Source organism: Leisingera sp. SA215, assembly GCF_055902035.1.
The window spans coordinates 21,783-44,250 of sequence record NZ_JBVVXU010000011.1 but is presented as its reverse complement, the minus strand read 5'-3'; the positions used below and the strand labels follow the sequence as shown (position 1 = coordinate 44,250).

Here is a 22,468-nt window from a genome sequence, read left to right as displayed (position 1 = left end):
TATGAGTGACGTTCTGGAAGGCCGCTGCCTGTGCGGCGCCGTAAAGATCCGTGTGCAGGGGCAGCACGATCCCCGCATCGGCGCCTGCCATTGCCGGATGTGCCAGCGCTGGACCGGCGGGCTGTTTTTGTGTTTCGAGGCCGCGGCGGAGGCGGTAACGGTGGAGGGGCCGGTGACCCGGTATCAATCCACCGCCTTTGCCGAACGGGCGTTCTGCAGCACCTGCGGGTCGCAGCTGTGGATGCGGGATGTGGACAGGGAAAACGCGCCCTATGACCTGATGCCGGGGCTGTTTGATGCGGCGCTGGCGTGGCCGCTGCGGTCGGAGATCTATGCGGACCGGGCAATGGCCGCAGTCCGGCTGGAAGGCGATCACAAGAGGGTCACACGGGACCAGTATGAAGCTCAGAACCCGTTCATCGACGGGGATGTCTGAAAGAACAGGCATGGCCTGCCGCAGTGGCTGCGGGGCGGGTGTTCTTTGCCGGTCTATTCCGAAAGGAAAGCCATCAGGTCCTGGCGGGCGTGCAGGACGCGGATAATCTCCGGGCGGCCCTGTTCCAGCCGGTAGATCACCAGATGCGCACCGGTTGGATGAATGCGCACCGGCGGGGTGAACTCAGTCCGTTCGCGGGCCATCCCGGGGAAGCCGGCGATCAGATCGAACAAGGTAAACAGGCTGCCGGCATAGGCATCGGCCTGTGTTTCACCCCAGGTTTCCAGCCCGTAGCGCCAGATCGCGGCGAGATCGGCGCGGGCGGCGGGGCGCAGACGCCAGCGCGGTTCAGCCATTGCGGCGCATGGCGGCCTTGAACCCTTCGGCTGTCAGCGCCTCAGCCGGGCCGCTGGCGAGGCCTGCGTCGATGGCGGATTGCAGTTCGCCAATGGCGGCCGCGCGGGCCTGGTCGCGGCGGATCAGGTCGCGGACGTAATCGCTGGAATTGGCATAGGTGCCGGCGCGGGCCTGGTCTTCGACCCAGTCTTTCATCTGATCCGGCAAGGATACGTTCATGGTGGCCATGGGCGGGTCTCCCTTTACGTCATCAGCATATGGCAATCTTTGCCAAAAGTGCAAGGATGGAAGCGGCGGGGGATGTCCCGCCTGTCCGCCGCAAGATATGAAAAACACCCGCTGCCTGGCGGCGCGGGTGTTTGGTGTCTTTATCGCTGCCGGTCAGATCAGGCGGAGACCGCCTTGAGGCTCTTTTCCTGCAGCGGATGGATGCTGCCGTCTTCGCTGACGGTCACCCGTTCGCCGTGGCTGAGGCTGTCGAGACCCTTGCAGGCGACCAGCATCAGGACGTCCTTTTCGCGGGCAACGATGGCCATGTGGCTGAGCCAGCCGCCGACCTCGCTGAGCACCGCGCCGGAGCGCTGCACCCATGGCAGCCAGGCCGGGTTGACCATCCGGCAGACCAGGATGTCGCCGTCCTGGAAATCGGCAAAGGCCGCGGGGCTGATGTCGCTGTCGTCCTCCATCCAGAACACCCGGGCGGTGGCGCTGCCGCCGCCGGCCACGCAGGTGCCGCCCAGGGAGCCGCCGCCCGCCTGGGTCTGGACGCCCAGCGACAAGAGTTCGCAATCGCGTAGGCTGAGGGTGACGGCGGAGGGCGCGGACTTCTTGCGCAGCGCCTCGGTCTTGGCGCGGGCCTCTGCCAGGTGGCGCAGCGTGTCCGGGTCGGCCCAGTTGCCCTGCTGCACTTCGCCGAAGGTCAGGCTGAACACCAGATCGCCGAGCCCGCTGCACTGACCCAGCGCCAACAGGGCGCGGCGCAGTTCGGCGACGACGCGCAGGGCCTCGTGCTTGGCCTGTTCCTTGAGGTCCTGATAGGCGATGGCGATGCCGATGGTGCCGTCCAGCTCATCCGGCAGGTTGGCAGGGACCGGGACGGTGCCGATCGGCTCAACCGCGCTGTCGAGCAGCGAGTTGAGCAGCGCCGGCGCCTCAGCGTAGCGCGGCGAGGACAGCTCGTAGTCAAAGATCGAGCGGTGGCCCATCAGCCGCATGGCGCGTGCCTGGGCGTCCTTGCCGGTGCAGGAGGCCAGCAGGCTGGAGGGCGCGTTGGGCAGGTCCGCGTGCATCAGATGGGCGCGCAGGGCCGGGTCGCCCGCCGCGGCGGTGCCTGCCTCGCCCATGGTGAAGCCTGCCAGGATGTTGATCTTCTCCGCTTCCAGATAGACCTCGCGGATGAACATTTCTTTGAGGGTGGCGATTGTCTCCAGCAGTTTGTCCTGGGGCAGGGCGGCATAGTCCACGGCCTGCCAGATCGCCAGCTTGTTGCGCAGTTCCGGCATCACCTCGGCCCGGAAGCGGGTGATCATCGGCTGCGCCCGTTTGCGCAGCTGCTTGGCCTTGGCGGCGGTGAGTTTCAGGGTCATGCCCTGTTTCAGCGCCACATCGACATAGGTTTTGCCGAAGAGGTTGACCAGATGGCCGTCGCAGCCCTCGGGCAGGCCATAGGGCACACCCAGATCGCGGCAGGCCAGGTCGACGCTGCCGCCTGGCGCCCACAGATCGCTCATCAGCGAGAAGCTGAGCGGGGTGGGGCGGGGCAGCACCTCGGACATTTCGTCCTGTTCCAGGATGATTTGGTCCGGATCTGCATCGCCGTAACGGTCCAGCACTTCGCGCCATTCGGCGAGGCGGGTTTTCTCCTGCTCGGTGCCGAGGCTGAGCGTGGTGATGTCGCGGCTTTGCACGATCTGGAACGCACCGTTTGCATAGGCCCATTCCACGTCCTGCGGGGCGCCGAAAGTGTCTTCGATCTGCCGTCCGAGCGCCAGCAGCGGCGCCATGTCCAGCGTCTGGTCCTGATCTTCGGCGGCGGGCAGGCCGGTGTAGCGGCCAAAGCGCAGGGAGGTCGGGGTGACACGGCCCGAAACCAGGTCTTCACCGCAGCCCTCGACCCATTCGATCATCGCCATGCCGGGGGCCATCGGGTCCTGGGTGAAAAGGACGCCGGCATATTCCGCCTGCACCATCTCCTGCACCACGATATTGCCCTGACCGGTGCTGTCGCCCTCGCCGGAGTAGCTGGCGGCGCGCGCGGAGGAGAAGCTTTCCACCACCGCGTCCAAGGCGGCGCGCATGCTGTCCGCAGTCACGTCGAGCACCGATTCAAAGACGCCGGCAAAGCTTTGATCGGCGCCGTCCTCGTTGCTGGCGGAGGAGCGCACAGCGACCGGCTTGCCGCCGGCCAGTGCGAAAACCTGTGCGGCAAATGCATCTTTGCGGGCAGGCGCCATGGCGCGGTAGTTCTGGATGGCGTCGGAGCGGACAATGACGCCGCCGGGCACCGGCAGGCCCGCGTTCCTGAGGATCGACAGGCGCAGCGCCTTGTTGCCGGCGTCCTGCAGTTCCTCGGTATAGCCCATCGGGATCACGCCGCGGGGCAGTTTGGCAAGCCTGCGTTTGTGGGCGCGCAGAGACAGCGCCGCGCCCAGTTTGCGGTGCATGCCGGTGACATAGGCGCGCTGGACCAGCAAGAGCGTCAGGCTGAAGCAGAGGTAGGCATTGGCGGCGCCGGACAGGGAAAACACCATCGCAAACAGCGCGGGCATGCCCAGCACCATCCACAAGAGTTTCTGCCGCTTGGTCTTGGCGACGGCCCACAACAGGTAGACCGCGGCCAGGGCGCAGAACAGCACCGGCATGATGAACAGCGGGTCAGGCACGCCGAGGTCGGCCATCCACAACAGCGGGGCCTGCAGGCTGGCGCTGGCCTCCTGTGCGGCGGAAACGCCCAGCATCATCACCGGCAGGAACAGCAGCGCGGTGAGGTTTTTCATCGGGGTGAGGCCCTTGGCGGCGTAGAATGCCTGCACCGCGCGGGCCTTGCGCACCGGGTCATGGGCCAGCTTTGCCTTCAGCGCCTTCATCTCGTCCGCGGTCTCATTGGTGATGATCTGATCGCGTTCGGATTTCAGTGCGACGGGCAGCACCAGAATGCGGGTCACGATGGACAGCGCCAAGAGGCCCAGCAGGATATGGCTGCGCTCATGCACCCACAGGAGGGCGGCTGCCAGCGCCGAGATCGCCTTGTCCCACAGACCGGTCTGCTGCTCGGCCAGCCAGTCCTGCACATGCGGTTTCGGTTTCGGTGCGACGAAATATTCCCATGGCAGAGTGTAGCGGCCGCGGAAATCAATGCCTTGCTGCGACAGCTCCAGCCCCAGCACCTGGCTCATGAAACAGCTGCGGCGGTCATAACAGGCGGCGATTGTGGGCCTCTCCGGATCCAGGTCCGCAATCCGTGCCATCAGGTCCTCGGTGGTCATCTTGCGGATCGGGATGTTGACGGCGCCGGGCAGGTGGCCGGCCTCGAAATCGCCGGGATAGCGGGTGTCGACGATCTGCAGATCCTCGGTGGTCAGCAGCGCCTCGAAATCACCGGTGCTGAGCAGCACATCCTTGCCTGGGTATTCCGGAATGGCGCGCAGGTCGGAGAGGGTTTTGACGTCCTTGTCGGAGAAGTCGCGCCCCTCGACGATCCATTTCTCGATGCCGCCGGCAATGAAGCTGCAGTCGATGCCCATCGCCGCCAGCTTGGCGCAGGTTTCCGAAGAGCGGTTGCCGTTATGGCAAAACAGCACAACCTTCTGGCCGGGCTGCACCGGGCGGGACTGCAGGAAGTCCGGGAACCGGATGTGGGTGGCGCCGGGCAGGGTGCCCATGGCGTTCTCGCCGGTCTCGCGGATGTCGTAGAACAGGGTGGAGCCATCCTGCAGCGCCGCCGCGGCGTCTGCGGTGCTCATCGCCAGCGGGTGGTTCTCCTGTTTGGAGAAGCTGGTCTCCTTGAGGCTGGCATCCTTGATGGCGGTGCCGTCAAACTGCGCCGGACGGGTCAGAGTGGCCTGCAGCCTTGCCAGCTCGGCAGCGCTGTGCGAGGAGTACTGCCAATAGTTTCCTGCAGCCAGAGCAATGGCTGCCAGCACAAGGGTGAAGATCAGCTTGACCGGGTAGCGGCGTGGCGAACCGCCCGGTTTGGGGGTAAAACCCAGTTTTGCCGCAACGATTGCGCCAAGACCGGAAACCATGGCAATTCCCACGGCCAGAACCTGCGATAGCGAAGACACCGAGCCGATCACCAGTTCCGGCGATGGAATGGCCAGGGCCGCAACGGGCAACGCTGAAAAAAGCGATGTGAGCACGGTGACTTGTGCTGAGCGGCGGAAGGACCGGGCGGTCCTGGGGGGCAAATTGGTATTCTTCACGGCAGTTCCTGTTGCACCTGTTGAGGCTGATATTCTGACATTATGGCGAATTTGCCTAAAAGATTACGAAAGTCTTACTGAATGGTTAATATAGGGGGCGCAGAATAAAGGAACCGTAAAATTTTTCGGAGAATACAAGGCGCGTTAACATTGCGTTCTTAACCATGTGCTATGTAACGAAGTATGGCGGTCCGCCGGCGGTGCCAGCCGATCGCAGTCAGGAGGCTAGAACCGTGACACTTTTTAAGTGTAGCGTTGATATCGTTAGGGTTTTCAGGACGCGCCTGCGGGAAGCGGCCCGGGGGGCTGCGCTGGCCGTTGGACTTGCGGCCCTGCTGCCCGGCACCGGCCAGGCCGGGATCGAATTGGTGTTCGGCACCTATGCAGCCGATAAACCAACCGTAACGGTCAAACAGTACCAGCCTTTCTTGTCTTTCCTGTCCGGCCGGATGAGCGATGAACTGGGGGAGCCGGTCTCGATCCGGCTGAAGATCGCCAAGGAGTATGGCGAAGGCATCCGCCAGCTGGCTGACGGCGAAGTGGATTTTGCCCGTTTCGGCCCGGCGTCCTATGTGCATGTGATGATGGAGAATCCGGCAATCCGGATTGTCGCGATGGAATCCAAGAACGGCGGAAAGCGGTTCAAGGGGGTGATCGTGGTGCATAAGGACAGCAGCCTGCGGTCGGTTGAGGAACTGGCCGGGCTGAGCTTTGCCTTTGGCGATGAACTGTCGACGATTGGCCGCTACCTGGCGCAGGAGCACCTGCTGGAGGCCGGTATCAGCGGCGCCGACCTGCAGGAATTCGCCTATCTCGGCCGCCACGACCTGGTCGGCGAGGCGGTCGGCGCGGGCAAGTATACCGCGGGCGCGCTGAAGGAAAGCACGTTCAAGAAACTGGTCGCCAAGGGGGTGCCGATCCGGGCGCTGGCCTCGTTTGACAATGTGACCAAACCCTGGCTGGCAGCGCCGGATATGCCGGACAGCGTGCTGGAGGCGATGCGCAAGGTGATGCTGTCCTCGGAAAACGAGGAAATCGTGCGCCGGATATCAAAAAACGGCTTTTTGCTGGGGGTTGATGCCGACTATGACATCATCCGCCGGGCAATGGAGCGAAGCCTGGCATTCTGAGGTGCCGCAGTAGAGATATGAAACGTACAGGCATACTTTTTCAGATCGTGTTGTCGCTGCTGCTGGCCGCGTCGGCCGTTGGATTGACGGTCGGCCATCTGGCGCAGAGCCAGGAGGTGCAGCGGCTTGAGGAGCAGCTCGCCGACCAGGCTGACCTGACGGTTTCACTGCTCAGCGGGCTGATGCTGGAATCGATCATTGTGGAGGATGTTCCGGTACTGGAAACCGGGCTGATCGAGGCGGTCACCCGTAACCCGAAGATTGTATCGATCCAGATCCGCAGCCCGTCGGGCAGGCTATTGGCCGCGGCCAATGCGCCGGCCGTGCCGCCGCCGGACCATCATGTGATCTATGAACGGCCGATTGAGCTCGAAGGCGCTTCCTTCGGCACCATGATGGTGGAGTGGTCGACCCGCGACGGCGAAGCGCTGGTGGCGGCCAAGGTGCGCCAGATCATCATCTGGACCGTTGTGCCGGTGCTGGCGCTGTCGCTGCTGGTGCTGCTGCTGGTGCATGTTCTGGCGCTGCGTCCGTTGCAGATGATCCACAACCGGATGTCTGATGCCATTGCCGGGCTGCGCAGCCCGCTGCGGCCGCTGCCCTGGTTCGCCTCCCGGGAATTCCGGGCACTGGATTTTTCGGTCGGCGTGCTGGAGGACGCATTTGCCGAGCGCGACGAGCGCGAATACGCGATGGAGCAGGCGCGCGAAGCGGCAGATATCGCAAACCGCGCCAAGTCGGAATTCCTGGCCAATATGAGCCATGAGATCCGCACCCCGATGAATGGGGTGATCGGCATGGCAGAGCTGCTGCAGGACACCGCGCTGGACGAGGACCAGCGGATGTATGCGGAGACCATTTCAAAATCCGGCACGGCGCTGCTGACAATTATCAACGACATCCTGAACTTCTCCAAGATCGAGGCCGGCAAGGTCGAGCTTAACCTTGCTCCGTTCAATTTGCAGACGGCATTGGAGGATGTGGTCACCTTGCTGTCGCCCAAGGCCGCGGAAAAAGGGGTTGAGATGACCCTGCGGTACGACCCCGCGCTGCCGGAAATCTTTATGGGCGATGCCGGCCGGATCCGCCAGGTGATCACCAATGTCGCCGGCAATGCGGTCAAGTTCACCCGCAAGGGCTATGTCTACATCGATTTGACCGGCCGCGAGCAGGACGGCCGCCATTTGCTGACGCTGCAGGTCACCGATACCGGAATCGGCATTGAGCCGGGCCGGACTGGGCATATCTTCCGCGCCTTCGAACAGGCTGACAATGCCGCCAGCCGAAATTTCGAGGGCACCGGCCTGGGGCTGGCAATTTCGGCGCGGCTGCTGAAGCTGATGGGCGGCTCGGTGCAGGTGCGGTCGGAGCTGGGCGAGGGGTCTGTGTTCACCATCGAGTTGCCGCTGCAGGCGGGCGGTCATGTTGCCCCGGTGCGGGCGGACAGCCCGCTCAGCCTGGCCGGGCTCCACGGCTTGGTGGTGGATGACCTGGAATTGAACCGGGTGATGCTGTCCGAACGTCTAAGCTCCTGGGGGGTGGCCTGCACGCTGGCCGGCTCGGCGCATGAGGGGCTGGAGATTCTGTCGGATTCGCAGCTGGACGGGCGCCGGTTCGATTTCATTATTCTCGACTACCAGATGCCGGCGATGGACGGGCAGGAACTGGCCGCCCGGATCCGGGCTATGCCGGGTTTTGAAACGGTGCCGCTGATTGTGCTGTCCTCGGTGGAACAGGCGCTGAGCCGGTCGGATTGCGAGGCGATCGGGATTTGCGAGTTTGCGCTGAAGCCTGTGCGGGCGGTGCAGCTGCGGCAGGTGATTACCCGGGTGCTGAATGTTCAGGAGCAAAAGCCGGCTGCTGCTGCCGGCGGCGGGGGCAAGGATGCGCCGCAGGGCCGGCTGGTGAATGTCCTGCTGGCCGAGGACAACCGCACCAATCAGCTGGTGGTTACCAAAATGCTGAAAAATACGCCGCTGAAGATCAGTGTTGCCAAGAACGGTGTGGAGGCTGTTGCGCAGTTTCAGGCAGAGCGGCCCGACATTGTCCTGATGGACATGATGATGCCGGAGATGGACGGGCTGGAGGCCACCGCCGAGATGCGCCGGATCGAGGCGGAGACCGGCAGCAGTAGATGTCCGATTGTGGCGCTGACCGCCAATGCGCTGCAGACCCACCGGGAGAAATGCCTGCAGGCGGGGATGGATGATTTCCTCAGCAAGCCGATCAACAAGAAGGCGCTGATCGAAGCGGTCAGCAAGTGGACCAGCGATGACAACCTGCAGCGCACTGGCAGCTGAGACGGCGCCTGCCCAGGCCGGCCAAGGGGTCTTCCGCAGGCAGAGACAGGCCCGGAGTGAGGCCCGCTGCCCGCAACAGGGCCGTTTGCTGTCCCTCGCGGCAGGGGTGCGATAGGACAGCCATCAGCCGCGATGCCGCTGCAGCACCAGGCCGGCAAGGCTGGCGGCGGCGAAAAGCGCGGCCGCCAGGCAAACGATGCTGGGGCCGGCGGGGGTATCGAACACAAAAGCCAGCTGCAGCCCCCCCGATGCCGCCAGCATTCCCAGCAGTGCGGCAATCACCGCCATCCGTTCCGGCGTGACGGCAAAGGGGCGGGCGGCCGCTGCCGGGATCAGCAGCATGGCGGCGATCAGCAGCACGCCGACCACCTTGATGGCAACCGCCACCACCAGCGCCAAAGCCAGCGTCAGCACCATCTGTTCGCGCCGGGGATCAATGCCTGCTGCATGGGCCAGATCCGGGTTCAATGTGGCCGTCAGCAGCGCGGACCAGCGCCACCAGAGCAGTGCCAGCACCAGCAGCGCACCGGCCCAGATCACCGCCAGATCGCCCCGGCCCACTGCCAGGATATCGCCAAAGAGATAGGCCATCAGATCAATCCGCACGCCCTGCAGGAAAGACACTGCGACCAGGCCGAAGGCCAGCGAGGAATGGGCAAGAACCCCCAGCAGCGTATCCATTGCATAGCCGCGCCCGGCAAGCGCCGAGACAGTGGTGGCCATGGCCAGCGCAGTCGCCAGCACGCCGGCAAAGACCGAGACATCAAAGCTGAGCGCCAGCGCCACGCCCAGGATCGACGCGTGCGCGGTGGCATCGCCGAAATAGGCCATCCGCCGCCAGACCACAAAACAGCCCAATGGTGCCGCGGCCAGGGCCACGCCGATCCCCGCAAGGGCGGCGCGGATCAGGAAATCGTCAAGCAGGATCATTCTGCCGCCTCGTGATGGCTGCCATGTGTGCAATCATGATCATGGCTGTGATTGTGTTCATGCCGGTAAAGCGCCAGTGCACCCTGGGTGCCGGTGCCGAACAGGGCGCGGTATTCCGGGGCGGAGGCGACATGTTCCGGCGCCCCTTCGCAACAGACATGGCCGTTCAGGCAGACCACCCGGTCCGAGGCCGCCATCACCACATGCAGCTCATGGCTGACCATCAGCACCGCACAGCCAAGCTCCTGCCGGACCTTCTCGATGCGCTGGTAAAAGGCGGCGGACCCGGGCTGGTCCAGGCCTTGGGTGGCCTCATCGAGGATCAGCAGCTGCGGATTGTTCAGGAGCGCGCGCGCCAAGAGAACCCGCTGAAACTGGCCGCCGGAGAGGCCGGACATCTGCCGGGAGGCCAGATCGCCGGCGCCGGCCTGCTCCAATGCCTCGGAGGCGCGGCTATCGGAAACCCGTTCCGGCAGGCTGAGGAAGCGGCGCACGGTCAGCGGCAGGGTGGGGTCGATATGCAGTTTCTGCGGCACATACCCGATGCGCAGGCCGCGCGCGCGGTTGACGGCGCCGCCTGTGGGTTTCAGGGCGCCGATCACGCTGCGCAGCAGGGTGGATTTACCGGACCCGTTGGGGCCGACCACAGTGACAATCTCGCCGGGTTCAATCGCCAGGTTCACACCGGACAGCACTGTCTTGCCGCCATAAGCGACAGTCAGATGATCGAGAGAAATCAAGCTCATGCGGCGCCTGCCTGCTGGCATTTGGGGCACAGCCCCTCGGCCTCGATCACGGCGCGTTCGATGACAAACCCCGCGTCGCGGGCAGCCTGGCCGAGCTGGCCCTGGGTAGGCTCGCGCTGCGATTCAGCCACCGCATCGCAGGCGCGGCAGATCAGGAAGACCGGCGCGTGATGTTCGCCCGGATGGGTGCAGGCGATGAAGGCGTTCAGGCGTTCGATCTTATGGGCAAAGCCGTTTTTCACCAGAAAATCCAACGCCCTGTAGGCCACCGGGGGCTGCGAACCCAGGCCTTCTTCGCGCAGGCGGTCGAGGATTTCATATGCCCCGAGCGCGCGGTGTTCCTGCAGCAGGATCTCCAGCACCCGGCGGCGCACGGGCGTGAATTGCAGCCCGGCCGTGCGGCACTGAGTGTCCACCGCCGCGATGCAATCGTGAATGCAGCTGCTGTGGTCATGCGGTTCAAAACCGATGGTGTCCATTGCGCGGGTCCTTTGGGCGGAGGCTGATTTGGCTCTTGATATGTTATGTTATGACGTTTATCAACCGCGTGATGTTATAAAGTTACATGAGGCGGAAATGCATAAATCCAGCATGTGGAAAAACAGTGCGGCAGCGGTGGCCTTGCTGGCCGGGGCCGGGGCGGGGGCTGCCTGGGCGGAGGTGCCGCGAGTGGCGGCGGATATAACGCCGGTGCACGGGCTGGTTGCGCGGGTGATGCAGGGCCTGGGCACACCTGACCTTGTGGTGCCGCCGGGAGCATCGCCGCATGGCTATTCAATGCGCCCCTCGGAGGCGCGGGCGCTGGATCAGGCGGATCTGGTCTTCTGGCTGGGGGAACCGCTGACCCCCTGGCTGGAAGGCCCGTTGGAGAAGCTGGCCGGGGACGCGCACCGGATTGAGCTGCTGCAGGCAGAGGGCACAACGGTGCTGGCCTTCCGCGAAGGGGCGCGGTTTGAGGCGCATGCGCATGAGGAGGCGCATGGGGAACACGGCGATCAGGACGGTCATGAAGATCATGCGGATCACGAAGCGCATGCCGGCGGCGAAGGCGGTGACGGTCACGAGGGCCATGATCATGACGAGCATGGGGAAGCAGGCCACGATGATCACGATGATGATCACGAGGGCCATGAGGCTCACGCTGCGGCCTATGCGCATGATCACCAGGGGGCCGATCCGCATGCCTGGCTGCTGCCGGCAAATGCGCAGGTGTGGCTGGACGTGATCGCAGCAGAGCTGTCAGAACACGATCCGGATAACGCTGCCGCCTACAAGGACAACGCAGAGGCAGGCAAACAGGAGATTGCGGAGGCTGCCGCCAGTATCACGGCGGTTCTGGAGCCGTTCCGGGCCCGGCAGTTCATCGTGTTCCATGATGCCTATCAGTATTTCGAGCGGGGCTTTGGCCTGCAGACGGCAGGGGCGATCTCGCTGAGCGACGCCAGCACGCCCAGCCCGGCCCGGATTGCTGAAGTGCGCGATGTGGTGGCGGAGCTGGAAGTGTCCTGCGTGTTCTCGGAGCCGCAGTTCAATCCCGGCCTGGCGGCCACCGTGCTGGACGGCACCGGGGCAGGCACTGCTGTGCTGGATCCGCTGGGAGCCAGCCTGGAGCCGGGACCGCAGTTTTATCCGGCGCTGCTGCAAAACCTTGGCGCCGCGATTGCCAGCTGTAAATAAGCGGAGGCGGGCCAGGGCGGCCCGCCTTTTTAGCGGTTGCTGACCAGATGGGTGAGGGCGGCGCCGGTTTCGTAATAGGTGCTGCGCAAGGACGCGAAGGGGATCGCGTGGCCGTGTGACGGCGGCACTGGCAGGCGGGAGCGGTCGCCGGTCAGCAAGGTTTCGGCCATGGCGGCGCCGAACAGCGTGCCGGGGCCGATGCCGCGGCCGGAGTAGCCGAAGCAGGCCAAGCCGCCGTTCAGATCGAGGATCTTGGGCAGGTGTTCGGTGGTCATCGCGATCCGGCCGTGCCAGTGGCTGCGCAGGGGCATGTCCTTCAGTTCCGGATAGAGCGCCGCCAGCTTGCGCGGCAGCCAATTGCGGTGCAGAGCGCTGCCGCAGTGGTTGAGCGCCCCCATGCCGCCGATCACCAGCCGCCCGGCCTGATCCAGCCGCCAGGAGGACATCACCAGCGCGGTGTCCCAGCAGCCTTCGCGGCCCGGCAGAATTTTCTCCAGCAGCGCGGCGGGAAGCGGGTCGGTGGCGGCCTGGAAATAATGCACCGGGATCACCTGCGGCGTCTGATAGCCGGTGATATCGCGGGCATAGGCATTTGTCGCCATAATCAGATGTTTGGCGCGGATGCTGCCCTTGGGGGTGGAGACATGCCAGCTGCTGCCGCCGCGGCTGATCGCGGCGGCAGGGGAATGGCTGTGCAGCTGCGCGCCGGCAGCTGCGGCGGCGCGGGCCAGGCCGCGCACATAGGCGAGCGGCTGGATTGTGCCTGCGCGCGGATCGAACAGAGCCCCGTGCACGGCAGCGGAGCCTGTGCGCCGGACGGCTTCGTCCCGGTCCAGCAATTCCACCGGCGCGCCGATGGCGGTGAGCTGGGCATGGCGGCGCTGCAGATCCTTGAGCCCGGCCGGCGCATGGGCGCAGTGCAAGGTGCCTGTGTGTGCCGGCTCGCATTGAATGCGGTGTTTTTCGATCAGGGAGAACACCCTCTGAGGGGCGCCGCTCAGGAGGGCTGACAGGCGGTTGCCGGACACGGCACCAAGTTCGGCGTTGATGTCTTCGGGCGGCAGCCAGAGGCCTGCATTCACCAGCCCGACATTGCGGCCCGAACCGCCGCTGCCGATCTCCGCCGCCTCGATCAGCTGGACGGAGGCGCCCATTTCTGCGGCTTGCAGCGCCGCGCTGCAGCCGGTGTAGCCGCCGCCGATCACCACAAGGTCGGCCTTTGCCTCCCCGGTGAATTCCGGGAAGGCAGTGTTTTCCTGACAGGTTTGCTGCCAGAGGCTGGACGCCGGTTCAGATGTCAAATTTGATCCCCTGAGCAAGCGGCAGCTCGCGCGAGTAATTCACGGTGTTGGTCTGCCGGCGCATGTACCCCTTCCAGGCGTCGGAGCCGCTTTCGCGGCCGCCGCCCGTCTCCTTTTCGCCCCCGAATGCGCCGCCGATTTCAGCGCCGGAGGGGCCGATGTTCACATTGGCAATACCGCAGTCCGAGCCCGCTGCCGAGAGGAAATATTCAGTTTCGCGCACGTCTGTCGAGAAGATGCAGGAGCTGAGGCCCTGGGGTACTTCATTCTGCATTTCAATGGCTTGGTCGAGATCGGAGTATTTCACCACATAGAGGATCGGGGCGAAGGTTTCAGTGTGCATGATGGCGGTCTGGGCGGGCATCTCGGCGATGGCCGGATGCACATAGGCGGCTGCGCCGTGGGTGTCCGTCAGGGCCGGGGCGCCGCCATGCACGGTGCCGCCTTCTGCCCGGGCGCGTTCCAGCGCGCTGGTCATCGCGTCCAGGGCGGCACCGTCGATCAGCGGGCCGACCAGGGTGCCGTCTGCCAGCGGGTCGCCGATCGGCAGGCCCTCGTAGGCCTTGATCAGGCGCGGGATCAGCGCGTCATAGATATCCTCATGCACGATCAGGCGGCGCAGAGAGGTGCAGCGCTGGCCGGCGGTGCCGACGGCGGAAAAGACGATAGCACGCAGGGCCATTTCCAGATCGGCGGAGGGCGCCACGATCATCGCGTTGTTGCCTCCGAGCTCCAGAATAGTGCGGCCGAGCCGTTTCGACATGTCGGCGGAGACCGCCTTGCCCATCGGCACCGAGCCGGTGGCGGAGATGATGGCAACGTCTTTGGAAGCCGTCAGCGCCTCGCCCAGATCACGTTCGCCGATCAGCACCTGGATCAGCCCGTCGGGGGCGTCCGCGCCGAAAGCCGCCATGGCGCGTTCGCAGATCTTCTGCACGGCGAGGGCGGTGAGCGGGGTCTTTTCCGACGGTTTCCAGATCACCGGATCGCCGCAGACCAGCGCCAGCGCCGCGTTCCAGCACCAGGGCGCAACCGGGAAGTTGAAGGCGGTAATGATGCCGCAGGTGCCCATCGGATGCCAGCTTTCGCGCATCGCGTGGCCGGGGCGTTCGGAAGCAATGGTAAGGCCGTAAAGCTGGCGCGAGAGACCGACGGCAAAGTCGCAGATGTCGATCATCTCCTGCACTTCGCCGAGACCTTCCTGGTAGATCTTGCCGCACTCCAGAGTGACGAGGCGGCCCAGGTTTTCTTTCTCGCGGCGCAATTCGTCACCCAGAAGCCGGACCAGTTCGCCGCGGCGGGGGGCGGGCACCAGGCGCCAGGATTTGAAGGCCTCTTTGGCGGCGGCGATCCGGGCTTTGGCCTCTGCCGCGGAGTGGGTCTTCAGCCGGGCGATTTCGCTGCCGTCCACGGGAGTGGTGACGGCAAGGCTGCCGCCGGTCAGTTCGGCCTGGCTCAGGCCGGCGGCGGCGAGGATGTCGGAGTGGGGCATATCAGGGTCCTTGTCGAGCGGGGCAGGGCATGAGGAAAACTTTTGGGTGGATTCCGCGGGTATCCTGCCGGATAGGGTTCTGATATAGAAATTGCACTGCGCTCTCTGGATTGCTAATGAAACTAAATTCTGCCCCTATGAGTTAGAGTCATATGATTGCGCCGCGCCGTTTTCTGCCCTCAATCCCCTCGCTGCTGGCTTTGGAGGCAGTGGACCGGCTGGGCAGTGCCTCGGCTGCGGCAGAGGATTTGTCCCTGACCCAAAGCGCCATCAGCCGCCAATTGAAACAGCTGGAGGAGCAGATGGGGGTCGATCTGATCGCCCGTGACCAGATGCGGATGCAGCTGACGCCTGCCGGAACAGGCTTTGCCAAGGAGGCGCGCGCGATCCTGACCCGGCTGGCGCAGGCCTCGGTCAAGCTGCGGGCCAATCCGGACGGCGGCAGCTTCACCCTGTCGATCCTGCCGTCCTTCGGGCTGCACTGGCTGGCGCCGCGGCTGCGGGAGTTTGCCGCCGCGCATCCCGGCATCACGGTGAACCTGCATACCCACAACCTGCCGTTCAGCTTTGATGCGGGCACGGCGCAGGCGGCGATCCATTACGGCACCCGGGACTGGCCGGGGGTGGCGTATCTGCCGCTGATGCCGAAATATGTGCTGCCGGTCTGCGCGCCGGGGCTGATGGCGGGGCCGGTGTCTGCGCCTGCGGACCTGCTGGATTACCCGCTGTTGCATCTGGAGACCCATCCTGATTGCTGGGAGCAATGGTTTCACTTGCATGATGTGCCGGCGGCAAAGCTGCGGGGGATGCTGTTTGACCAATCCTCGGCGATGACGCAGGGGGCGGTGCATGGGCTGGGGGTAGCATTGCTGCCGGATTTCCTGGCGCAGAACGAGATTGCGCAAGGCAGGCTGGCGCTGGCGATGGAAGGGGCAGCGGTGAGTCTGGGCGAGTATTTCCTGGTCTGGCCTGCGGATCAGGCAGAGGAGTATCCGCTGATCAAATTCCGCGAATGGCTGCTGTCGCAGCTGGGGGAGGCCTGAGATGCGGCTGCCAAGCCTGACCCATCTGCGCTGTTTCGAAAGCGCTGCGCGGCATCAGAGTTTCACGGCTGCGGGAGAGGAACTGGGCCTGACGCAAAGCGCCGTCAGCAAAAAGGTAAAGGAGCTGGAGGCGGATTTGGGATTCGACCTGTTCCAGCGGTCGGGCCGCGGTGTGGTGCTGACGCCCGCAGGGCAGGGGCTGGCCGCCGATCTGGAGCTGGATCTGGCCGGTTTGCGGGCGACGCTGCAGAAGGCTGCAGCTGCCGGTGCGGGCCGCTCGGCCCTGCGGATTGCGGTGCTGCCGGCCTTTGCCAATCTGTGGCTGATTCCGCGGCTGCCGGATTTTTTCGCCCGCCATCCGGAGGTGGAGCTGAGTTTCTCGACGAGGCTGGAACCGTTTGATTTTGCGCGGGAGAACTTTGACCTTTCGGTGCACTACGGGCTGGACAACTGGCCGGGCACCCATATGGCGCCCTTGTTCGGCGAGGAAATGGTGCCGGTCTGCGCCCCAGGGTTTTACACCGCGCACCGGCTGGAGCTGGCGGGTAATCTGGCACAGGCGCCGCTGTTGCATCTGGACAGCCGGGCGGGATCCTGGGCGGAATGGTTCGAGCGTGCGGGGCTGACAGGGGCACCGCGGCAGGACGGGCGCTATTTCGACCAGCATTCGATGGTGATTGCGGCCGCGGCGGCGGGTCTGGGCGCGGCGATTGTGCCCTATGACATGGTGGCGCGGGAGATTGCGGCAGGGGATCTGTTGCGGATCCCGGGACCGGAGCTGGTGTCGCGCAAGCGCTATTACCTGGTGCGCCCGCACGGGCCGGTGCCGGAAGCGGTGCAGAAGCTTGAACGGTGGCTGAAGAAGCAATTGCGATCGAAGTCGGATTGAGAGGGGCCACATGGGCGCGGCCCTTGGAATTTGATGCCAAACCGGAATGAATGCTGTCGCAAACGGCCGGTTTTCCTGATGTATTGGCCGCGGCAACCTTGCAGCGCCAGCAAACCAGCAGGGAGCCCTCGCCATGGCCCAGTTCCGCCGCGCAAGCCGTCTTGACCCGATCGAGGTCTCGGAGATTCTGACCATCGGCGCAAAAGCTGCCGGGATGAAGCGCCAGGGGGCGCCGGTGATCATCCTTGGCGCAGGAGAGCCGGATTTCGACACGCCGGACCATATCAAGGAGGCCGCCGCCGCCGCGATGCGGGCGGGGGAGACCAAATACACCCCGCTTGGCGGCACGCTGGAATTGCGGCTGGCGGTGCAGGCGAAGTTCAAACGCGATAACGGGCTGGACTATGGGCTGGACGAGATCATCGCGGGCACCGGCGCCAAGGAGATCCTGTTTGATGCCTTCATGGCGAGCCTTGATCCCGGCGATGAGGTGATCGTGCCCGCGCCCTACTGGACCTCTTATTCCGATATCATCCGCATTGCAGGCGGCGAGCCGGTGCTGGTGCCTTGCGGCAGTGACACAGGGTTCCGGCTGACCGCAGAGAAACTGGAGGCGGCAATCACCCCGCGCACCCGCTGGCTGCTGTTGAATTCGCCCTCGAACCCGGCAGGCGCGGGGTACAGCGCTGCGGATTACCGGCCGCTGCTGGAGGTGCTGCTGCGGCATCCGGATGTCTGGCTGATGGCCGATGACATGTATGAGCACATCACCTATGGCGGGTTCGAATTCGCCACGCCTGCGCAGGTGGAGCCGCGGCTGAAGGAGCGGGTGCTGACGGTCAACGGCGTTTCCAAGGCCTATGCGATGACCGGCTGGCGGCTGGGCTATGCGGGCGGGCCGAAAGATCTGATTGCGGCGATGAAAGTGGTGCAGTCGCAATCGACATCGCACCCGTCGTCCATTTCGCAGGCGGCAGCGGCGGCAGCATTGAACGGGCCGCAGGAGGTGCTGGCAGAGCGGCGGGCCGGTTTTCAGGCGCGGCGCGATCTGGTGGTGGAGGCGCTCAATGGCATGGACGGCATTGAGTGCCCGGTGCCGGAGGGGGCGTTTTATACCTTTGCCAACTGCGCAGGCGTGCTGGGCAAGCGGACGCCGGAGGGGGCTGTGCTTGAGACGGACGCGGATTTTTGCGCCTATCTTCTGGACCGCCATCATGTGGCCGTGGTGCCGGGCCGGGCCTTTGGCATCTCCCCTTATTTCCGGATTTCCTATGCGACATCCGAGACGGAGCTGCAGGAAGCCTTGTCCCGGATCGCCGCTGCAGTTTCGGCGCTGGCTTAGCCCGGTGCCGCGGCCGGCTGGCGGCGGCTCCGGGCGCTGATCCAGGATTGCACCAGCTGGCGCTGCACGGCGGCAGCGGCCAGGCCGAGGGCCAGGCCGCCAATGATTGCCAGCGCATCGATCAGCGGGCTGCGGCCCTCCAGCCCGATCATTGGCATCAGCAGTTCCGGCACAAAACGGTGCAGCAGGTAGACCGGGAAGGCGGCCTGCGCCAGCCGCATCAGCGGGCGGGCCGCAAACCGCGGCATCGGCAGGCGGGTGACGAACAGCAGCCCGGCAATCAGCGCCAAGAGCCACATGTATTTGATCCAGCCGCCGTACCAGTTGCCGCCAAGATAGGCCGCCGCGGGCATGATCAGGCAGGCTGCCCCCAGCACCAGAAGCCGTTGCCGCAGCGTGCTGGCGGCGGTGATGCACCAGCCCAGGGCAAACAGGTAGAAGACCCACGGCACGGTGAACTGTGCCCGGCCGCCGATTGGCCAGACCTCCGGCACGATCAGCCGCAATGCCACGGCAAGTGCCAGGAAGCACATCCCGCTGCGGAACGCGCCCTGGCGGACCAGCCAGCGGCGCACGGGCGGCAGGGCAAAGGGCAGCGCCACCAGCAGGGTCATCTGCAGATAGGCCTCGATGAACCAGTACAAATACGGCAGCATCAGGTGGGTTTCCGGGATCGTCAGGGCAAAGTTGCCGGCCAGAAAGAGGGAAACCCAGGGCACCTGCTCCCAGGCCGCGGCGTAGCCTGCGAGGATCAGGTAATAGGGGATCAGCACCGCCGCCACCGGTTTGAAGAAACTGCGCATATCGCCGGATTTCAGCGCGTCCCAGCGGAAGCCTGCGACGCTCATCCCCATCAGGATCACCATCGCCGCGGCGCCGCCGAACACCGGCCAGAAGGTCTGATGCGCCACCACCACCGCGAGGATGGCAACCGCACGCGCCGCCAGATCGAAGGGCAGGCTGGCGCCGGGCGCCGGGGCGGCTTGCTCCAGAGCGCTGATCGGCATGACTTCCCAGCCGGCAGGGGCGCCGCCGAGGGCCTCGTCCAGGGCCAGGGACAGCTCGACATGGCGCAGGGAATCTCCGCCGAGCGATGCGAAACTGTCGTTGCGGCCCACGGTCTGCGGCGCAAAGGCGGCCTGAAAGGCTGCCAGCACATTCCGGGCAGGTTTGGGCTGCGCTGACTGCGTCCTCAGCGCCGGGTAGTCGATCTTGCCATTGGCGCGCCGCGGCAGGGATTTACGCGGCAGGACGGTGAAATGCTGCTGGCCGATGCCGGCCAGCTTGGCGGCCATCGCGGCAATGCCGTCCTTTGGCCCGCAGATGGCGATCGAGATGCGGCTGTCATCGCCCCAAACCGCGGCCTCATGCCCCTGAGCGGCCAAGGCCCGTTCGATGGCGTCATGGCCGATGCGCAGGCCGGCGATCTTGGACATCCGCGAGAGCCGGCCGGTGATGTGGTAAAGCCCGTTTGCATCGCGCCGGGCCAGATCGCCGGTTGCCAGTTCGCTGAGTTCTGCGCCCCTGGCCAGATCACTGCAGCTTTCGGCATAGCCCATCATCACGTTCGGGCCCTGGTAGATCAGCTCGCCTTCGCCTTCCGGCGTGGTGATTTCGCTACCGGCTGCAGAGCGCAGCAGCAGGCGGCCGCCGGGAACGGCGCGGCCGGCGGCGCCGGGATTGTCCAGTGCCAGTTCCGGCGGCAGGTAGCTGATCCGCGCGGTGGCCTCGGTCTGGCCGTACATGACAAAGAACCGCCCGGCGCGGGCCTGCATCCGGGTGGCCCAGGCGTGCACCTGACCCGGCTCCATGGCACCGCCTGCGACGGTGAGGGTTTTGATGTTCACCGGCAGAGAATGGGACAGGCCGGCGCTGTCCAGAAGGCGGAAGTGATGCGGCACGCCGGCCAGGCTGGTGGCGCCGGAGGCCTCCAGCGCTGTGGCAAAACCGCGGTCCAGCACCGAGCCGGGAGAGAGCCATAGGCTGGCACCGGCGGCAAGATGCGAGTGCAGCACTGACAGGCCGTAGGAGTAATGCAGCGGCAGGATCAGCGCGGCGCGGTCTTCGGGCCGGATTTCCAGATACCGGGCAATGGCCTTGGCATTTTCATCCACCGCAGTGCCGGACAGGCGCACCCCGCGGCCGTGGCCGGTGCTGCCGGAGGTCTGCAGCAGCAGTGTCAGATCCGGGTGGATTTCTGCGGGGTCATGCGCGTGCGCCAGCAGCCGCCAGGTTCCGCCCATGCGCCGGAAGCTGGCAGCCGGGCGGAACCTTTCCTCAAGGCGGGCGGCGGTGGCGGGGTCTGCGGCCGGCAGCGGCATCACAGCGTGGCCCGCGGCCAAGGCGCCTGCATAGGCGATGACGGCTTCGGGATCGGAGGCTGCTTCAACCGCAATCAGCCGCCGGTCTTGCGGCAGCAGTCTGCCGAACTCTGCGGCGGCGTCAGCCAGCGCAGCGTAAGTCAGCTCGGCTCCGTCCGCCGCAATCACGCAAGGATTGCCGGCAAACGCACGCAATCCGGCCAGGTCGTAGAACATCCGCATCTCCTTCGAGCGCGGCGGGTAATTTAATTTACTAATTTTGTCAATTATTGACCGGCGACCCTGTGCCAGCCCGGTTCCGGCTGTGGAGCCGGAGTGAAGATTGAGGGCGGCAGATGGGAAACATGACGATATCAAGCCGCCAATCCGGCCAGCGGCATTTTGGATTGTCTGAAACGGGATGCCGGCTGAAGGTTTCCGTCACAGGCCGCATGGCAAAGTCAGCAGAACAATGGCAGCGGCGATATCATCACAGTCCTTTGCCCTTCTCGTCCAATTCCAGCAAATACCGCGTATACCGGTCCTCCAGGGGTTGGCAGCACATGGAGGCCGCTTGCAGTCCAGCCCCTTCTCTTTCGGAGCCGGCAGCCCCGTGCGGATCGGCCGCTCCTACTTTCTTTCGGACGATCCGGGAGCAGTGTGCCGCGCTGCGTAGCCGCGCAGCAAAGACACACGCCGGGGCCGGAAGCTGCGTCCGTTAAGGCCTGCGTGTTCGATCCCGGCGGCGTGGAAGACGCGCCAGTCCTGCCGCAGGCAGCACCAGACCAGCACCATCAGTGTGCCGTCCGAGTAACTGATGCCCAGGGGCCAGACCTCGCGCTGCGTGACCTGGCCCTTGAGGTCATGATACCGCACGTCGAGCGCCAGTTCTTCCCAGCAGGCGCGGCGCAGAAGCGGCATGTCGACGGTGAACTCCACGCGGGCAGGCGGCGGGCGGAAGCTGCGCAAAACGGTGTGCATGGCTTGCTGCGACTGCCCGTCGGCGAGCGTGGCTATGATCCGGGCAAGGGCGGAACGGCCCGCCGCCTCCAATGCCGCATCGCCCGTCTGGCGCAATTCTCCCACGGCCAGGACCAGCGCCTCGATCTCCAGCCGGGAAAAGCTTTGCGGCGGCAACGCCGGGTCCTCGGTCAGCCGGTAGCCGACCCCGGCCTCGCCATCGATCAGAGCGCCGCCCGCGCGCAGCGTGGCGATGTCGCGGTAGAGCTGCCGCCTTGATACGTCTGTTTCCTGCGCCAGCCGCGCGGCCGTGACCGGCGCGGGCAGGCGGCGCAGCGCGTCCATCAGGCGCATGAGGCGGTCGGTCCGGGCCATGCTGACGCGATCTGTCAGCAGCTTGCAGCTAAGTCAAGGCATCACGCAATTCCAGGAGATACCCATGCCGACACTCTACCACGCCCCGAACTCCCGCTCGACGTCCATCCTCGTCCTGATCGAGGAGATGGGCATCGCCGACCGTATCGACGTGGTCGGCGTCACTGTCGCCCGGCCGGACGGCAGCGGCGGTCCGGACCCGCGCAATCCGCACCCCGAGAAAAAGGTGCCCTACCTGAGCGACGGCGAGGATAGCGTTCGCGAGCGCGGTGCAATCGTCGCCTTCCTGACTGACAAGTTCCCCGAGGCCGGGCACGGCCGTCCCGCCGGGCACCCGCAGCGCGGCGCCTTCCTGAGCTGGCTGTTCTATTATCAGGGCGTGATGGAGCCCGTGCTGGTGCTCGACTGGGCGAAGATCGATCATCCCGTCCTGGACGCGACATTCCGCGACCTGGATGCCGTTTTCGCCCGCCTGTCCGAAGCGCTGGACGGCCAGCCCTATCTTCTCGGAGAGGACTACTCGGCGGTCGACCTGCTGCTGTCGAGCCCCTTCCATTGGCTTCCGGACGCCATGCCGGACCAGCCCTCGGTCCAAGCCTGGATAAGGCGCTGCGCCGATCGTCCGGCGTTCAAGGCCGTCACAGAACGGGAAAGATCCTGACGGCGGAAACAGGGCAGGGCCGCGAAGCCGGGCCTTTCGGTCACTTTTCCGGCGCCGCTGAAGAATGAGCACGCGCTGACAACTTTCAGTGCCCCATGGACATCACGC

At 65.2% G+C, this 22,468-nt stretch carries 18 protein-coding genes; 8 read left to right on the top strand and 10 right to left on the bottom strand.

Annotated features, from left to right (window positions below; genetic code table 11):
* Window position 1: 1 nt before the first annotated feature.
* A complete protein-coding gene (locus AC0KW6_RS13330) occupies window positions 2–436 on the top strand; it encodes a GFA family protein (RefSeq protein WP_474035118.1) in 435 nt (144 codons plus the stop codon).
* Window positions 437–489: 53 nt separating this feature from the next.
* Here the strand turns inward: AC0KW6_RS13330 and AC0KW6_RS13325 are convergent, their stop codons facing one another.
* From AC0KW6_RS13325 to AC0KW6_RS13315, 3 genes are all read right to left on the bottom strand, one after another.
* Window positions 490–792, bottom strand: coding sequence for a type II toxin-antitoxin system RelE/ParE family toxin (locus AC0KW6_RS13325; RefSeq protein ID WP_323783667.1), 303 nt, complete (start codon window positions 790–792; stop codon window positions 490–492).
* A complete protein-coding gene (locus tag AC0KW6_RS13320) occupies window positions 785–1,021 on the bottom strand; it encodes a type II toxin-antitoxin system ParD family antitoxin (protein WP_323783669.1) in 237 nt (78 codons plus the stop codon). The genes AC0KW6_RS13325 and AC0KW6_RS13320 overlap by 8 nt, the downstream gene beginning before the upstream one ends.
* A gap of 158 nt (window positions 1,022–1,179) precedes the next feature.
* A complete protein-coding gene (locus AC0KW6_RS13315; protein ID WP_474035171.1) occupies window positions 1,180–5,037 on the bottom strand; it encodes a PEP/pyruvate-binding domain-containing protein in 3,858 nt (1,285 codons plus the stop codon).
* 488 nt (window positions 5,038–5,525) lie between these two features.
* Between AC0KW6_RS13315 and AC0KW6_RS13310 the strand changes: the two genes are divergently transcribed.
* Together AC0KW6_RS13310 and AC0KW6_RS13305 are read left to right on the top strand one after the other, a co-directional pair.
* Window positions 5,526–6,344: a PhnD/SsuA/transferrin family substrate-binding protein gene (locus AC0KW6_RS13310; protein WP_474035170.1), complete on the top strand. Its 819-nt coding sequence runs from the start codon at window positions 5,526–5,528 to the stop codon at window positions 6,342–6,344.
* Between the two features lie 17 nt (window positions 6,345–6,361).
* Window positions 6,362–8,644 (top strand): response regulator, encoded by a 2,283-nt coding sequence (locus AC0KW6_RS13305; RefSeq protein WP_474035117.1) that lies wholly within the window; start codon window positions 6,362–6,364, stop codon window positions 8,642–8,644.
* 123 nt (window positions 8,645–8,767) lie between these two features.
* Here the strand turns inward: AC0KW6_RS13305 and AC0KW6_RS13300 are convergent, their stop codons facing one another.
* From AC0KW6_RS13300 to AC0KW6_RS13290, 3 genes are read right to left on the bottom strand one after another with little or no spacing between them, the layout of a single operon-like run.
* On the bottom strand, window positions 8,768–9,574 hold the full coding sequence (locus AC0KW6_RS13300) for a metal ABC transporter permease (protein ID WP_323778270.1): 807 nt from the start codon (window positions 9,572–9,574) through the stop codon (window positions 8,768–8,770).
* A complete protein-coding gene (znuC, locus tag AC0KW6_RS13295; RefSeq protein ID WP_474035116.1) occupies window positions 9,571–10,320 on the bottom strand; it encodes a zinc ABC transporter ATP-binding protein ZnuC in 750 nt (249 codons plus the stop codon). The genes AC0KW6_RS13300 and znuC overlap by 4 nt, the downstream gene beginning before the upstream one ends.
* On the bottom strand, window positions 10,317–10,799 hold the full coding sequence (locus AC0KW6_RS13290; protein ID WP_323778274.1) for a Fur family transcriptional regulator: 483 nt from the start codon (window positions 10,797–10,799) through the stop codon (window positions 10,317–10,319). Before AC0KW6_RS13290 ends, znuC begins: the two co-directional genes overlap by 4 nt.
* Window positions 10,800–10,896: 97 nt before the next feature.
* On the opposite strand from AC0KW6_RS13290, the gene AC0KW6_RS13285 reads away from it, so the two are divergent.
* The gene (locus AC0KW6_RS13285) at window positions 10,897–11,997 is read left to right on the top strand and encodes a zinc ABC transporter substrate-binding protein (protein WP_474035115.1); all 1,101 of its coding nucleotides are present in this window, start codon (window positions 10,897–10,899) and stop codon (window positions 11,995–11,997) included.
* A gap of 29 nt (window positions 11,998–12,026) precedes the next feature.
* Here AC0KW6_RS13285 and AC0KW6_RS13280 read toward each other — a convergent pair whose 3' ends face one another.
* Together AC0KW6_RS13280 and amaB are read right to left on the bottom strand one after the other, a co-directional pair.
* Window positions 12,027–13,298 carry an NAD(P)/FAD-dependent oxidoreductase gene (locus AC0KW6_RS13280; RefSeq protein ID WP_474035114.1) on the bottom strand — a complete coding sequence of 424 codons (1,272 nt, stop codon included), beginning with the start codon at window positions 13,296–13,298 and terminating at the stop codon, window positions 12,027–12,029.
* Complete coding sequence (gene amaB / locus AC0KW6_RS13275) at window positions 13,288–14,790, bottom strand: L-piperidine-6-carboxylate dehydrogenase (RefSeq protein ID WP_323778278.1); 1,503 nt, start codon at window positions 14,788–14,790, stop codon at window positions 13,288–13,290. The genes AC0KW6_RS13280 and amaB overlap by 11 nt, the downstream gene beginning before the upstream one ends.
* 152 nt (window positions 14,791–14,942) lie before the next feature.
* Here amaB and AC0KW6_RS13270 point away from each other — a divergent pair, with 152 nt between their 5' ends.
* From AC0KW6_RS13270 to AC0KW6_RS13260, 3 genes are all read left to right on the top strand, one after another.
* Complete coding sequence (locus tag AC0KW6_RS13270; protein ID WP_323778279.1) at window positions 14,943–15,833, top strand: LysR substrate-binding domain-containing protein; 891 nt, start codon at window positions 14,943–14,945, stop codon at window positions 15,831–15,833.
* 1 nt (window position 15,834) lies between these two features.
* Window positions 15,835–16,722 (top strand): LysR substrate-binding domain-containing protein, encoded by an 888-nt coding sequence (locus AC0KW6_RS13265; RefSeq protein WP_474035113.1) that lies wholly within the window; start codon window positions 15,835–15,837, stop codon window positions 16,720–16,722.
* 133 nt (window positions 16,723–16,855) lie between these two features.
* Window positions 16,856–18,064, top strand: coding sequence for a pyridoxal phosphate-dependent aminotransferase (locus tag AC0KW6_RS13260; RefSeq protein WP_474035112.1), 1,209 nt, complete (start codon window positions 16,856–16,858; stop codon window positions 18,062–18,064).
* Here AC0KW6_RS13260 and AC0KW6_RS13255 read toward each other — a convergent pair.
* Window positions 18,061–20,601 carry an AMP-binding protein gene (locus AC0KW6_RS13255; RefSeq protein WP_474035111.1) on the bottom strand — a complete coding sequence of 847 codons (2,541 nt, stop codon included), beginning with the start codon at window positions 20,599–20,601 and terminating at the stop codon, window positions 18,061–18,063. The genes AC0KW6_RS13260 and AC0KW6_RS13255 overlap by 4 nt on opposite strands.
* A gap of 393 nt (window positions 20,602–20,994) precedes the next feature.
* Window positions 20,995–21,699 (bottom strand): helix-turn-helix transcriptional regulator, encoded by a 705-nt coding sequence (locus AC0KW6_RS13250; RefSeq protein ID WP_474035110.1) that lies wholly within the window; start codon window positions 21,697–21,699, stop codon window positions 20,995–20,997.
* A gap of 64 nt (window positions 21,700–21,763) precedes the next feature.
* On the opposite strand from AC0KW6_RS13250, the gene AC0KW6_RS13245 reads away from it, so the two are divergent.
* On the top strand, window positions 21,764–22,360 hold the full coding sequence (locus AC0KW6_RS13245) for a glutathione S-transferase family protein (protein WP_474035109.1): 597 nt from the start codon (window positions 21,764–21,766) through the stop codon (window positions 22,358–22,360).
* Window positions 22,361–22,468 lie beyond the last annotated feature (108 nt).

What these genes read in the sequence shown, in the direction of transcription:
- AC0KW6_RS13245 (WP_474035109.1), top strand. Translation starts at nt 21,764, where the DNA reads ATGCCGACACTCTACCACGCCCCGAACTCCCGCTCGACGTCCATCCTC.
- AC0KW6_RS13250 (WP_474035110.1), bottom strand. Translation starts at nt 21,699, where the DNA reads ATGGCCCGGACCGACCGCCTCATGCGCCTGATGGACGCGCTGCGCCGC.
- AC0KW6_RS13290 (WP_323778274.1), bottom strand. Translation starts at nt 10,799, where the DNA reads ATGGACACCATCGGTTTTGAACCGCATGACCACAGCAGCTGCATTCAC.
- AC0KW6_RS13305 (WP_474035117.1), top strand. Translation starts at nt 6,362, where the DNA reads ATGAAACGTACAGGCATACTTTTTCAGATCGTGTTGTCGCTGCTGCTG.
- AC0KW6_RS13300 (WP_323778270.1), bottom strand. Translation starts at nt 9,574, where the DNA reads ATGATCCTGCTTGACGATTTCCTGATCCGCGCCGCCCTTGCGGGGATC.
- AC0KW6_RS13330 (WP_474035118.1), top strand. Translation starts at nt 2, where the DNA reads ATGAGTGACGTTCTGGAAGGCCGCTGCCTGTGCGGCGCCGTAAAGATC.
- AC0KW6_RS13320 (WP_323783669.1), bottom strand. Translation starts at nt 1,021, where the DNA reads ATGGCCACCATGAACGTATCCTTGCCGGATCAGATGAAAGACTGGGTC.
- AC0KW6_RS13325 (WP_323783667.1), bottom strand. Translation starts at nt 792, where the DNA reads ATGGCTGAACCGCGCTGGCGTCTGCGCCCCGCCGCCCGCGCCGATCTC.
- znuC (WP_474035116.1), bottom strand. Translation starts at nt 10,320, where the DNA reads ATGAGCTTGATTTCTCTCGATCATCTGACTGTCGCTTATGGCGGCAAG.
- AC0KW6_RS13270 (WP_323778279.1), top strand. Translation starts at nt 14,943, where the DNA reads ATGATTGCGCCGCGCCGTTTTCTGCCCTCAATCCCCTCGCTGCTGGCT.
- AC0KW6_RS13315 (WP_474035171.1), bottom strand. Translation starts at nt 5,037, where the DNA reads ATGGTTTCCGGTCTTGGCGCAATCGTTGCGGCAAAACTGGGTTTTACC.
- amaB (WP_323778278.1), bottom strand. Translation starts at nt 14,790, where the DNA reads ATGCCCCACTCCGACATCCTCGCCGCCGCCGGCCTGAGCCAGGCCGAA.
- AC0KW6_RS13265 (WP_474035113.1), top strand. Translation starts at nt 15,835, where the DNA reads ATGCGGCTGCCAAGCCTGACCCATCTGCGCTGTTTCGAAAGCGCTGCG.
- AC0KW6_RS13260 (WP_474035112.1), top strand. Translation starts at nt 16,856, where the DNA reads ATGGCCCAGTTCCGCCGCGCAAGCCGTCTTGACCCGATCGAGGTCTCG.
- AC0KW6_RS13255 (WP_474035111.1), bottom strand. Translation starts at nt 20,601, where the DNA reads ATGTTCTACGACCTGGCCGGATTGCGTGCGTTTGCCGGCAATCCTTGC.
- AC0KW6_RS13285 (WP_474035115.1), top strand. Translation starts at nt 10,897, where the DNA reads ATGCATAAATCCAGCATGTGGAAAAACAGTGCGGCAGCGGTGGCCTTG.